Origin of the sequence: Moraxella sp. VT-16-12, from assembly GCF_002224245.2 — a bacterium.
GTDB lineage: Bacteria > Pseudomonadota > Gammaproteobacteria > Pseudomonadales > Moraxellaceae > Moraxella.
On the sequence record NZ_NKHK02000002.1, the window covers coordinates 192287 to 205763 of the forward strand.

General features: G+C 43.7%; 12 protein-coding genes and 1 pseudogene. 3 read left to right on the top strand and 10 right to left on the bottom strand.

From position 1 onward, the window contains the following. Positions 1-117 precede the first annotated feature (117 nt). From CEW93_RS02675 to CEW93_RS02685, 3 genes and pseudogenes are all read left to right on the top strand, one after another. Positions 118-1272 carry a D-alanyl-D-alanine carboxypeptidase family protein gene (locus tag CEW93_RS02675; RefSeq protein WP_089539134.1) on the top strand — a complete coding sequence of 385 codons (1155 nt, stop codon included), beginning with the start codon at positions 118-120 and terminating at the stop codon, positions 1270-1272. A gap of 181 nt (positions 1273-1453) precedes the next feature. After that, on the top strand, positions 1454-2461 hold the full coding sequence (gene hemB / locus CEW93_RS02680; protein ID WP_089539135.1) for a porphobilinogen synthase: 1008 nt from the start codon (positions 1454-1456) through the stop codon (positions 2459-2461). 82 nt (positions 2462-2543) lie between these two features. Then, positions 2544-3086, top strand: a pseudogene (locus CEW93_RS02685) (3-oxoacid CoA-transferase subunit B); the annotation flags it as partial. A 45-nt stretch (positions 3087-3131) separates the two neighbouring features. Here CEW93_RS02685 and bamB read toward each other — a convergent pair. The 10 genes from bamB to CEW93_RS02735 all read right to left on the bottom strand — a co-directional run bounded on the left by bamB (position 3132) and on the right by CEW93_RS02735 (position 13453). Next, positions 3132-4325, bottom strand: a complete 1194-nt coding sequence (gene bamB / locus CEW93_RS02690) for an outer membrane protein assembly factor BamB (protein ID WP_089539137.1) — start codon at positions 4323-4325, stop codon at positions 3132-3134. 8 nt (positions 4326-4333) lie between these two features. Beyond that, positions 4334-5113, bottom strand: a complete 780-nt coding sequence (locus tag CEW93_RS02695; RefSeq protein ID WP_089539138.1) for a tetratricopeptide repeat protein — start codon at positions 5111-5113, stop codon at positions 4334-4336. A gap of 267 nt (positions 5114-5380) precedes the next feature. Next, on the bottom strand, positions 5381-6655 hold the full coding sequence (hisS, locus tag CEW93_RS02700) for a histidine--tRNA ligase (protein ID WP_089539139.1): 1275 nt from the start codon (positions 6653-6655) through the stop codon (positions 5381-5383). Between the two features lie 21 nt (positions 6656-6676). Further along, the gene (locus tag CEW93_RS02705) at positions 6677-7666 is read right to left on the bottom strand and encodes a hypothetical protein (RefSeq protein WP_089539140.1); all 990 of its coding nucleotides are present in this window, start codon (positions 7664-7666) and stop codon (positions 6677-6679) included. Further along, positions 7666-8793 (bottom strand): flavodoxin-dependent (E)-4-hydroxy-3-methylbut-2-enyl-diphosphate synthase, encoded by a 1128-nt coding sequence (ispG, locus tag CEW93_RS02710; protein ID WP_089539141.1) that lies wholly within the window; start codon positions 8791-8793, stop codon positions 7666-7668. Before ispG ends, CEW93_RS02705 begins: the two co-directional genes overlap by 1 nt. Positions 8794-8810: 17 nt before the next feature. Next, positions 8811-9611 (bottom strand): helix-turn-helix domain-containing protein, encoded by an 801-nt coding sequence (locus CEW93_RS02715; RefSeq protein WP_089539142.1) that lies wholly within the window; start codon positions 9609-9611, stop codon positions 8811-8813. Then, positions 9608-10420: a type IV pilus biogenesis/stability protein PilW gene (gene pilW, locus CEW93_RS02720; RefSeq protein ID WP_089539143.1), complete on the bottom strand. Its 813-nt coding sequence runs from the start codon at positions 10418-10420 to the stop codon at positions 9608-9610. The genes CEW93_RS02715 and pilW overlap by 4 nt, the downstream gene beginning before the upstream one ends. A 95-nt stretch (positions 10421-10515) precedes the next feature. After that, positions 10516-11667, bottom strand: a complete 1152-nt coding sequence (rlmN, locus tag CEW93_RS02725; RefSeq protein WP_089539197.1) for a 23S rRNA (adenine(2503)-C(2))-methyltransferase RlmN — start codon at positions 11665-11667, stop codon at positions 10516-10518. A 282-nt stretch (positions 11668-11949) separates the two neighbouring features. Then, entirely contained in the window at positions 11950-12381 is a 432-nt protein-coding gene (gene ndk / locus CEW93_RS02730) for a nucleoside-diphosphate kinase (RefSeq protein ID WP_089539144.1), read from the bottom strand. Between the two features lie 133 nt (positions 12382-12514). After that, positions 12515-13453, bottom strand: coding sequence for a DUF2628 domain-containing protein (locus tag CEW93_RS02735; protein ID WP_089539145.1), 939 nt, complete (start codon positions 13451-13453; stop codon positions 12515-12517). Positions 13454-13477: the final 24 nt, after the last annotated feature.

Below are 13477 nucleotides of genomic sequence, written 5' to 3' on the forward strand. Positions count from 1 at the left end.
AAAAGCTGTAAATGCCCTTATAAATTGTTTTAATTTTTTGTGTTTTTTGATATAGTGAGTGTTTTTTATGCCCCCTTGTAGTCGTTTACGTTTCTTTTTGTATTTCATGGTTATCTTATGACAAGTCGCACCCCAAAAACTCTGCTTGCCTGCCTGATGTTTGCCATCGGTCATGTTGCTTTTGCCAACAACATCACCCCACCCACCCAAGACAACAACGCCTATATTTTGATGGATTATGATACAGGCACCATTCTTGCTCAAAAAAACGCTGACATGCCCCTGCCCCCTGCATCATTAACTAAAATGATGACCAGCTACCTACTAGAACAAAAATTACTGTCAGGCGAGATGTCCGAAGATACGCCCATTAAAATGAGCCAATCGGCATGGTGTCGTGGTTCTAGCAGTGAATCATGTATGTACGTTCCCCTAAACGAAAGTGCCAGAGCCATTGATATGCTTCGTGGTATCATCATTCAATCAGGCAATGACGCATCAAAAGCAGTCGCTGAGCACATGGCAGGCTCTGAGTCAGCTTTTGCCATACTGATGAACGATGAAGCCAAAAAACTGGGCATGACTGCCACACATTTTGAAAACGCCACAGGCATGCCATCGCCCAACCATAAAGCCAGTGCCAAAGATTTGGCAGTACTGTCTCGTGCGGTCATCAAAAATAGTGGGGCTTATTATAAAATCTATGCTGAAAAAGAATTTACCTACAACAACATCAAGCAACAAAACCGCAACGCCCTACTGTTTACCGACAGCACTGTGGACGGATTAAAAACAGGGCACACTGGTGAGTCAGGCTACTCCCTATCAGCTTCGGGCGAACGAGACAATATGCGTCTGATTGCGGTGGTTTTAGGGGCAAAAAGCATGCAAGCTCGTGCTGACCAAGCAGGCGAATTGCTCAACTTTGGCTTTGGACATTTTGCCAACATCGTTGTCGCCCCAAAAGGTCAGGACGCAGGGGTAGCACCTGTCAAATTTGGTCAAGTCAAAACCGTCAAAACCGTTACGGCAGACACTTTAAAGGTGCTGACCACCAAAACCCAAAAACCTGTCATCAGCCACACCACCAAATTTGATGACACCATCACCGCCCCCATCAAAAAAGGTCAAGAACTTGGTCAGATGATGGCAGTGGTTGATGGCAATGTGGTCGCCAGCACCCCCATCATTGCTACCGAAGACGTGGAACAAGCAGGCATCATGAGTCGTATGTGGGAGAGTTTGGTGGATTGGGTTAAAGGACTTTTTTAATCACAGATAAAGTCGGCTACGGTCGGCTTTTTTATTTGATAAAATTTTGATAAGATAGAGTTGGTTTAAAATGGTAGCTTAAATGGTGGCTTAAAATCAATTAACCACCGCCAGCTCTGCCAAAGGCAACAGCCATCTATCAACATAACAACACATTAGTAACAGTCATATTGAGAAAATCATGAACAACCACATCTTTAACCGCCAGTTCCCACACACTCGCTTACGCCGCATGAGAGTCTCTGATGGCATTCGTGAAATGGTGGCAGAAAGTCATTTAAAACCCTGCCATCTGATTGCCCCTTTGTTTGTCATTGAAGGCAATAACACAAGAGAAAGCATTAAAAGCATGCCTGATGTAGAACGCCTATCCATTGATTTGACCATCAATCATGTCAAAAAGTTGTATCAAGAAGGCATGCGTATGGTGGATATTTTTCCTGTCATTAACCCTACCCTAAAAACACCCACAGGTGATAATGCTTATCATCCTGATACGCTTGCGGTGCGTGCAGTGCGTGCCATCAAAGATGCCTGCCCTGACATGCTGGTGATGACCGATGTCGCCTTAGACCCTTATACCACGCATGGTCAAGACGGCATTATTGATGAAACAGGTTATGTGTTAAATGACATCACCACCGAAGTTCTTGTCAAACAAACACTTGCTCATGCTCAGGCGGGGGCAGACGTGGTTTCCCCAAGCGACATGATGGACGGTCGCATTCGTGCCATGCGTGAAGCCCTAGAACAAGAAGGGTTTCATAACACCGCCATCATGGCGTACTCTGCCAAATATGCATCCGCTTATTATGGACCATTTAGAGATGCCGTTGGTTCATCAGGCAACCTAAAAGGACACAAAAAAGGCTATCAGATGAACCCTGCCAACCGAGCCGAAGCACTGCACGAAGTTGCCCTTGATTTATCCGAAGGGGCGGACATGGTGATGGTTAAACCCGGACAGCCATATCTTGATGTGGTGCGTGAAGTCAAAGACACCTTTGGCGTACCAACCTTTGCTTATCAAGTATCAGGAGAATACGCCATGCACATGGCAGCCATACAAAACGGCTGGCTGACAGATGCGGTGATTTTAGAGAGCCTTATCGGATTTAGACGTGCGGGGTGTGATGGTATTTTGACGTATTTCGCCCTAAATGCCAGTCGTATGATGAATGGTTTATAAATCACCATCACTTCAGGTTACTACGAGACATTTGTCAGTTTATTAATTTACCATAAGTTTTATAATAAGATTGGTATCAATTTTAGTTGCCAATTATATCCCTGACGGCATAAACGTCATGCTCCAATCAGAAAATGGACTGTTGGGCATTGGGGCATTTCCTAGCGAAGATGAAGTTGATGCTGATTTGATTAACGCTGGCAAACAAACCGTAACCACCCAACTTGGAGCCAGTTTTTTTAGCTCATCACAATCGTTTGCTATGATACGTGGTGGCAAGGTCAATCTTGCCATTTTGGGTGCAATGGAAGTGTCAGAGACTGGCGACCTTGCCAACTGGATGATACCAGGTAAAATGGTTAAAGGCATGGGTGGAGCGATGGATTTGGTGGCAGGCGTACAGCGAGTGATTGTTTTGATGGAACAGGTCAATAAGCACGGCGACCCCAAACTCCTACCCAAATGCCAACTGCCCTTGACGGGCAAAGGTGTGGTTAATCGTATCATCACCGAGCTTGGCGTGTATGATGTCACTGACAAAGGGCTACTTTTGGTGGAGCTGGCAGATGGTGTGAGTTTTGATGACGTGCAACAAGTAACGCCTATTACGGTACATCAAAATTAACATCTAAAAAGACACACTAAAATAAAAAGGGCAAACGCCCTTTTTTTAAAATTGCCAAACATTGACCACGCCATCAGTAGTTTGTGTATATAGATGACGGTTTTGGGCGTGCAGACTGGTCAGTCGCCCTTTGGTTTCAGTACGACTGATGATTTTGCCTGAATTATCCAACACATGAATCACCCCATCCAAATCACCAACCGCCACATAATTTCCAATGGCGATAGGATTGGTCAGTTTGCGGTATTTCAGTTCGCTGTTTTCCCACATTTTTTGTCCTGTAATGCGGTCAAACGCCACCACATCACCATCAAGACTTGCTCCAATCAACAGATTGCCCAATGCAGTCAAGCTTTTGTTGCTTGCCAAAGATGCAGTAAACATGGTCTGACCTGTGGTCGTATCATAGCCTGTGAGCTGTCCACTGACGCTGATGGCGTATAGATGATGACCCACAACAAGTGGCTGACCGTCCACATCACTCATGCGATGTACTTGACTGCCACCCACCGCACGCCCCACTCGGCGATTCCATAGCGGTCTACCAATCTCAGGATTGATGGCATAAATACGTCCGTCAGCTGTGCCAAATACCGCTGTTTGACCGTCTAGGTATAATGGCGTAGCAACTCCCCGCAAGCTGACTTCTGGGGTTTGAGCATTAAACTGCCACACCTGCTGTCCTGTTTGAGTGCTTAGGGCATAAATCACGCCATCATTTGCAGAGACCATCACACGGTCATGAGCCACCAAAGCAGGTGCAAGTGATGAGCTTGGTAGGGTTTTTTGCCAGCGTATCGCCTGAGAGTTTGCGTCTATCGCCACCACTTTGCCCGAGCGAGTGCCAACCACCACCGTGCCTGAATCCTTTTCCACGCCAACACCACTAACCACTGCTTCGCCAATATCCACCGACCACAGCATTTGACCGCCATGAAGTGCATAAGCTGCCACCAATCCTGAGCGGCTGACAGCAATCAGCGTGCGGTCAATGATGGCAACTTGCAAATCAATCACGTCTTTTTTATTGATGGCAGTTTTGTTCAACAAACGTCCGCCACCTTGGGGCAAAGCAATCTTAGCCATAGGATTTAACACCGACACCGCATTATCCACCTTGATAAGTTTGGCAGGTTTACGCTCTTGGGGCTTGATACTTTTTGAACAGCCAGCACCCACCAAGCTCACCACGACAAGACTACTTACCAAGGCAGTTTTAACCAAATTATGATTTTTCATAGCATTCCTTATTTTGATAATTCATTTGTTTTATCAGATGGTGCAGTGGCACTTTGCTCAGGCTGACTGACCACGCTATTTTGGATAATGGGCTTGGGAGTCATGCCCAGTGCTTGCATTTTTAAACTCAATAAAGAACGCACTTCACCACGCTCAGATAAAATATCCCATGCTGTTTCATAAGATTTTTTGGCATTATCGCTGTCATTTTTGGCAACATAAATGTCTCCCAAAAGCTCCTGACGAGACGGCTCAAAACCCTTTGGCATGCTTTGATTTGCCAAGCTCATCGCTGTATCGCCATCACCTGTTGCCAAAGTTGCCTGAGCAAGTCGTAGCATGGTAATGGCGGACAAACCTTCATCATCAAGATTGATGGCACTTGCTTTTTTAAGAGTCTCTACTGCACCTGTGTGGTCAGCATTATCCGACTGATGGCGTGCTTTTATCATCAGTGCCTGCCATGCATAAGCGGTTTTGCCATGCTGTGCCACCAATTTGTCAATGTCAGCAAATAACGCTTGTTGCTCCTGATTGAGCTGTGTCTGAGTGGCTTCATCCAAATCAGGTGCCTGCCTTCCCAAAGCAAGTGCGTCATTTTTTTCGCTGATAAGTGTATAACTGTCGGCTGCCACGATGTCAATCTTGGCATGATTTTTCTGGTAATACTCCCAACCAAAATAACCTGCCAATGCAATAATAATCGCCCAAACGATTTTATCGCCGTGCTTTTTTAAAGCACTCATCGCTTGCTTATCATTAACCACCAAAGTATCGTCTTGTTTCATGTATTTACTCTTATTTCACATCTTGGAAACTGTCATCGCCTTATCAATTTGCTCTATTGCTCACACCTAATCGCCTTGTCGTTTTGATAAATCCTTTGGGTATTTTTTGATAAATCATACCCCATCATTTCAGATTGGCCAACCACGATTTAACACCATCTAAGCATCATTAAAAGCAAATCACAACCTTTAAAAATCAGCAAATTTAGCAAAATCATGGTTGATACATCTTTTATCAGACATTCATCTTATTGGTTTTAAGTGTTTTTAGCCAGCAAGAAAAGGCACATCATCCATTGCACAGCTCGCCTGCTCACCTGTGGTCATATTTTTGACCGTTACCACATTGTCTGCCACTTCTTGCTCACCAATGATGACTGTGTAGGTTGCCCCAGATTTGTCCGCCTTTTTCATTTGTGCCTTTAAACTGGTGGCAGATGCCATTTTTACACGCAAATCAGGGCGATGTGTGCGTAGCTCATTGGCATAAAGCACTGCATTCACATAAACCGCTTCACTTGCCACCACAAAAACATCACAATCGGCTTTTTGCTTCATGGGATTGACCGCTTCAATCAGCAGCATCAATCGCTCAACCCCCATCGCAAAGCCCACCGCAGGCTCGGACTGCTCTGGCTTGCCTTTAACAATCCCTACCAGTCCATCATAACGCCCACCACCACAGACGGTTGCCTGTGAGCCCAGTTTGTCCGTTACCCACTCAAAGACGGTTTTGTTGTAATAATCAAGCCCACGCACCAGTTTTTGGTTAATCTCAAAGTCAATACCAAGTGCATGCAAATAGTTTTGCACCTGTTCAAAATGATGGCGACTGTCCTCACCCAAAAAATCAGACAGCCTAGGAGCACCGAGCAAAATCGCTTGGGTTTGCTCATCTTTACTGTCCAAAATCCGCAAAGGGTTGGTGGTCAGTCGTCTTTGGCTGTCCTCGTCAAGTCCATCAAAATGAGCGGTAAGATACGCCACCAAGGCTTCTTTATAAGCCATGCGTTCACTTGCCTCACCAATGCTGTTTAGCTGTAAAGTAACATGCTCAAAAATCCCAAGCCGTTTCCACATCATCGCCGTCATGGCAATCAGCTCAGCATCCGCATCAGGCAAAGCACTGCCAAAGCTCTCCACCCCAAGCTGGGTAAACTGACGATAACGCCCCTTTTGTGGACGCTCATAGCGAAACATCGCTCCCATGTACCACAGTTTTGGTGTGTCGCCACGCACAAGATTATGCTCTACCACCGCTCGCACACAGCCTGCCGTGCCTTCTGGACGTAAGGTAAAAGACGCATTTTCATCACCCTTGTTACCGCCGTGCACCACACCAAACATCTCTTTTTCTACAATGTCAGTCGCCTCGCCCACACCACGAGCAAATAGCTCGGTCTCTTCCACCAAGGGCAAACGAATTTGGCTGTATCCATAGCCATCTAGCACCTGAGTTAAGACACGCTCCACATCACGCCATTTGGCAGTCTCGCTGGGCAAAATGTCATTAAAGCCACGAATGGCGGTGATTTTACTCATATCATTGCCTTATAGTTTTAATTAGTCGTTTAATTTTAATTGACTATTTAAATAATCAACCAATTTATCATTAGATAGGATCTTATCAAACTCATTTAAAAATCGATTAGGGTTTGATAAATCAAAATCCGTTACCGTTTTTAAAAATTGAGCAAAATTTGGATTTTTTGTTGCCAATTCATCAACCACCGAATAATCCATTTTTTCTTTAAATCTGGCAGGGGATAAAATTTGACTTTTCTGAATATCAGCCAAATTTAATTCAATGACCCCAATACCAAAGCTTTGGCTGAGTTTCTGTAAGGCTTCTATAAACTGGCTATTTTGCTCAATGTCATAAGCGACCAAATAACCTTCATTTGCCCAGCTAGAATTACTTACCGCCTGAAAGAAACTTTCTTTATAATTATTAAAATTTAGCTCTTTTTTAATTTCAAAAGAAAAAATTTTAATGGGTAAAATATCAAACTTTTTAATAAAATCAAGCACATTATTTTCTTGATAATTGGCATACTCAAAATTAACCGCCACCATATCAGGATATAACCATTTATCCCCACCCTTTTTACCCTTAAAACTTTCTTCATGAAAAATGGTTTTTGCATGGGCTTTGAAATACGCATGATGTTTTAAAAAATACACCAAAATAGGATGCAAATCTCGTTCGTGAAATTTGGATTTCTTAACAATCGCCCTGTTATTTTGATTAACAATATTTTCTTTATTAATAAAAGTATCTTTCAATTTTTTCAAAATATATTGTTTGGGTTTGGTGTTGGGTACTTCTTGAAAATTTACTTTATCGGTATAAATAACTCGGCAAAAAGTCGCATGTGGTGTTTTGCCACTAAATGTTTGTGTTTGCACATCAAAACAAGCTAATTGATGATGTAGTTTATGCTCTAAAACCAATTCCCATAATTCATAAGGTGTCGTAGGGCGATTAACCATGTTCATTGCCAATATTGCCAATTTTGCAAAACTTAATTTCTCTTGTACCAGATTATCCATCACCCCACCCGGATAATCTCTTTTTGCTTGGCAATCGCTCGTGCTTCGGCAAGCTCTTTGGCTTTTTCACGCACCATTTGCTCAATCTCATCCACAAGGTTGCTTGTGCTGATAAGATGGCTTTTTTGACCCATTTTATAAACCAATGAATTAGGGCTAGCCCCCACCACACCGATGGTTGCTTCTTTGGCTTCACCAGGCCCATTCACTTTACAGCCAATCACCGACAAATCCAAAGGCTCTCGTATGTCTTCTAAACGTGCTTCTAGCTCGTTCATCACTTTAATCACATCAAATTCTTGACGCGAGCAAGACGGGCAAGCAATAAAATTTACGCCATTGGAGCGGATACCCAGTGATTTTAAAATATCAAAGCCAATTTTAATCTCTTCTTCGGGGGGGCTTGCCAAAGAAATCCGCATGGTATCACCAATGCCATCAAGCAGCAGTCCACCTAGGGCAATGGCTGATTTGACCGTACCTGTACGATACACGCCCGCTTCGGTAACACCAAGGTGCAAGGGGTTATCAATCTGAGCAGAAATCAGCCGATAAGCGTCCAAAGTCAAAAATACATTGCTGGCTTTGACAGAGATTTTGTAGTTTTGAAAATCTAATTTTTCCAAAATATCAATGTGGCGAAGTGCCGATTCTAGCATGGCTTCCCCCGTTGGCTCGCCGTACTTTTTTTGTAAATCCTTTTCTAGTGAGCCAGCATTTACTCCGATACGAATCGGCACATTATGGTGTTTGGCACAAGCAACCACCTCACGCACTTTTTGGTCATTGCCAATGTTGCCGGGGTTTATTCGCAAACAATCCGCCCCAGCGTCCGCTACCGCCAAGGCAATTTTATAATCAAAATGAATGTCAGCAATGAGCGGTATGTCCACCTGCTTTTTAATCTCGCCAAAGGCTACCACACTTTCCATCGTGGGCGTAGAAACACGCATCAAATCCGCCCCAGCGTCCACACACCTTTGTATCTGAGCAACAGTGGCTGCCACATCACAAGTGTCAGTATTGGTCATGCTTTGGACGCTGATGGGGGCATCACCACCAATGGCAACATTGCCAACGTAGATTTTTTTGGTGGGACGGCGTTTGATGGGGGTGTGGTGGCTCATGATATTTCCGTTTGAGATTATTGTAAAGTTAGGCTGGCTTTGCCGTTTTGGGTGTGTTCTCCCAAACGCACAGGCGTATTATTAAACTTCACATCAACCTGAGCTGGATTGTCAATCTCCACCTTAATGGGAGTTTCACCTTGAAGTTTGTAACCACCCAAAGACTGCAAACCTTGCATTAACACATTATCATTTTTGTCAGTAATTTTAATATTCACATCGCCTTTTGACCAAATGTCAATCACACCTTGACCTGCTGGCACAGGCTCATTGACTGGGGGTGCTGGCAAATTAACAGCCGAACCTGAGCCACCAATCGCCGCTCCTTGGGCTTGCTCGCTTGGGGTTAATGTTTGCGTTTGGGGAATTTGTTCAATATTTTCTTCTTTATTGGTAGCGTTTGAGATGATTTTTAATAGGACAACCCCAAGCACAATCAACCCTATCACCCCCGCAATCAGCCAAGGATTAATACGAACAGACGCACGTCCACGGTGCAATGTTCCCATTGGGGTTAGTGGCGATGACACGGATTTGGGACGCATGTCATCAGGATATACCGCATCAAAAGCATTGGCAAACTCGTTACTATCCAACTCCAAAAACTTAGCATAGTTAATAATAAAACCCCGAGCATAGGCAAATGGTGGCAAAGCAGCAAAATTTTCTTCTTCTAAGGCTTGAACGTAACGCTTTAAAATATTTAACTCTTTGGCAACTGCATCCAAAGAATAGCCCCGAGATGTTCTGGCACTGCGTAATTTTCCGCCAAATCCATTATTTGACTGTGGTTTTGATTCGTTTGTTGAATTGCTCACTTTAAAGGTGCTCCAGATGGGTTATTTAGCCAAGTTTTCAGTTTTTTCGCTTCATCAGAAAGCGGATATTGTGATAATAATAAACCCGACAAACGCTGACGTTCTTGGGGGTTGTTTTGTAATATGCTAAGTTTTAATCCTTGATAAATCAAACGAGCAGACATTGGCTCATTATGAAGTTGCCACAGATTTTTTAGGCTGTCATAGTACTCTTTGGCTTGCAAAGTGCGTTTTTGGTTAATCAAAATATCAACCAGCTCCATCTTGGCAACCACCAACTCTGAATCTATTTCCAACGCCCGATTAAAGGCATTTTCGGCGGATTTTTCATCTCCGATTTTTAGGTAGGTCAGCCCCAAATTTTCCAAAGACGATGACCGCCCCATATAGCCCAAAGTACTGCCAGCAATGTTAAACTGCTCTATGGCTTCGGTGTAGCGACCAACTTTGGACAAATAAACACCATAATTATTGCGAGCTTGGGTAAAATTAGGGTCTATGGAAAGTGCTTTTTTAAAATATTCATCCGCCTTGGCAAGGTTAATTTGGCTACCTTCTTCGCTTAATAAATTCCCCATCATGTCATAAGCAGGAGCATAACGGCTATCCGCCTGAAACGCAATTTCTAGTTGTTGTTTAGCATCATCTAGCTTTCTTTCGCTGATATACTGCCCTGCCAAAGCGGTACGCACCTGTGCCAACTGACTTTTGGCTGAGACGGCACGAACATCAGAGCTATGACCACTTGGCGTGCTTTGACAACCTGTTAACGCCACCACTAAAACGGCAAGGATTAGTAAAGATTTCATAAGTTTACCATCTATTGATACATTACTTTTATTCTAGCAAGTATCCAAAAATTTGCCAACCTTTTAGCCCATTTTAACGGCTTTTTGTCATCTAATCATGCGTTTTGGCGTTTTAGTATGCTTTCTTGCCATTTTTTGGCTCGGCGTGTTCTGTCCGCCACCTGTCCCACCAACTGTCCACACGCCGCATCAATGTCATCACCCCGAGTTTGACGCACCGTACACACAAAGCCTGCTTGATTTAAGATGTTACTAAACGCATGGATGCGGTTGTTGCTTGACCGTCCATAAGGCGCGTGTGGAAACGGGTTAAAGGGAATAAGATTGATTTTGCTGGGCAAGTCCTTTAAAAGTGCCACCAACTCATAAGCGTGCGTGTCGCTGTCATTGACCCCATTTAGCATGACATACTCAATGGTAACATGCTTTTTGTGTCTAGGATTTTCATCATAAATGTAGGCTTTGGCAGCTTTGATAAGCTCAGATAACGGATATTTTTTGTTAATCGGCACAAGCTCATTACGCAGCTCATCGTTTGGGGCGTGCAAACTGATGGCAAGTGCCACATCAATGTCTTTTGCCAAATCGTACATTTTTGGTACAACGCCTGATGTAGAGAGCGTAACACGGCGTTTAGACAGTCCAAAAGCATGGTCATCTAACATCAAACTCATGCTCGCCACCACAGGCTCATAGTTTAATAGTGGCTCACCCATGCCCATCATCACCACGTTGGTTACATGGTTTTGACGCTCGGTAGGTGGCACGCCTTGCATATAAGATTGATTTGCCACCCAAAGCTGACCAATAATCTCACTGGCGGTCAAATCTCGCTCAAAACCTTGTTTGCCCGTACTACAAAACGAACAATCCAAAGCACAACCAACTTGTGATGAAACACACAAAGTTTTACGCCCAAACTGTTTGTTATCCTCCGCAGGGATAAGCACCGTCTCAACCAGCGACCCACCTGCCACTTCAAACACCCATTTGCGTGTGCCATCTTCGCTAAACTCCTTAAACTTTACCTTTGGTGGCACAATACACGCCACTTCGTCTAGTTTTTGTTGCAATTTTTTGGATAAATTGGTCATCTGATAAAAATCAATTACCCCAAACTGATAAATCCATTTCATCACCTGCGTGGCACGAAACGCCTTTTCGCCCATCTGTACAAAAAATGCAGACAACTCATCTTTTGATAATCCCAAAAGATTGGTTTTTGGGGAGTCATCGTTTGTATCCATTGGCAAATTTGGCGTGTGAATGACAGGGATTTTGGTGGTCATGATAAAATGATGATAAAAATAAACGTGCTATTATACTAAAAATTTTACAAAAATTCATCATTTGCACAAAACGCCAACAAAACCACAGGGTTTAGAAAACTTATGTGTTAGAAGGTGATATGTATGACTGATTTGACTAGGTTTTTACATTTGGCTAAAAAAACATGAACAAGCCAATCTCAATATTTTATACCCATAAAAAAACGACCACCCAAAGGCGGCCGCTTTATCAAGCTGACATTAGCGAGTGCGTGGGCAAATCTCATCAGCAGCAAAGAAATAAGCAATTTCACGCTCAGCAGATGTGGTGCTGTCAGAGCCATGAGCGGCATTTTCGTCAATGCTGGTAGCAAAATCAGCACGGATGGTACCTGCTGCCGCTTCCTTAGGATTGGTCGCACCCAAAATATCACGGTGAGCCAATACAGCGTTTTCGCCTTCTAGTACAGACACCACCACAGGACCTGATGTCATAAATGCCACTAGGTCAGCAAAAAAACCGCGCTCTTTATGCTCAGCATAAAAACCTTCGGCTTCTTCTTTTGACAAGTGCTTCATTTTGGTTGCAACAATTTTTAGACCATTTTTTTCAAAACGAGAAAAAATCTCACCAATATGGTTGCCACCAACAGCATCTGGTTTGATGATAGATAAGGTACGTTCTAGTGCCATGATAAATTCCTAAAATAAAGATGATTAAAATTTTGCACAAAACAAAATCTTTCAAATTCTAGCAATTTTTTAGGATTTTGGCAATATCTCTCATCAGCACATCTCTCAAAACCATAAAAAACAGACCTCAACATCACATACAGCGTTTTGGGGCTTGTTTTTTGTTTAGAGACGTTTGACATCGCCACAGCGATTTGCCATCAGTATCTTGCACATGATACAAAGTCAGATTTCGTCCATTGAGATACCGCACAGGATAGCCCGCCTTTGAAACTGTTGCCACAATCGCACAGTCTGTTTTGACATAAGGCAAACTGCCCACCACTTCAATCAAAACTTTTTGATTGTCGGCAGTTACAGGCATACCCACAGGACAGCTACCAGTTTTTTCATAAATGAGTGCAACCCGTTGTTGCACCGCCCGAGCCATACGATGACTGTCGTAGATGGTTTGTTGCTCTTTTTGATGGGCAATCAGTGGCACAAACTGCACCACAATGATGGCAAGTATCGCCCCAAACACTCCAAAAGCAAGACCAAGCCCCATAAGGCTGGTTTGTCCGTGGCGTATCAAGTGTGCTTTTTGGGCGTCTTTATCATTTGGGTACATCTCTACTGCGTCCGCTATCTCACGGCGTGCCATGCGATAATAATAAGCGTCCGCCCAACGTGCCACCATACCCGCCCAAAATAGCCACACCACACCACCAATCGCCACACGCACATAAACCTGATAAACATCTGGCAATTTACCAACAAACAAAAACTGACACACCGCCAAAATGATGACGATATTTAGCTTAATAAACGACCAACCTGCAATACAGTACACCAAACAATCCAAATAACGCTTACGATACATCAGCCAGCCAAATGTCGCCACAAATGCCGACCAATTCCAACGTGCGTGAAGTTTACCCACTTTGTCAAACTCACCAAAACGCTTTAAATAATACGCCTGCGAACGATGACCGATAAACCATTTGTCAAGCTGTGTCCTTTCTTTGTCTGACAGTTGTGGCAGATAAAAAGGTGGTGGTGTGGTATCTTCTAAAAATGGCAAACGAAACATGATGGTTGTGCTGCTTAATTGTGC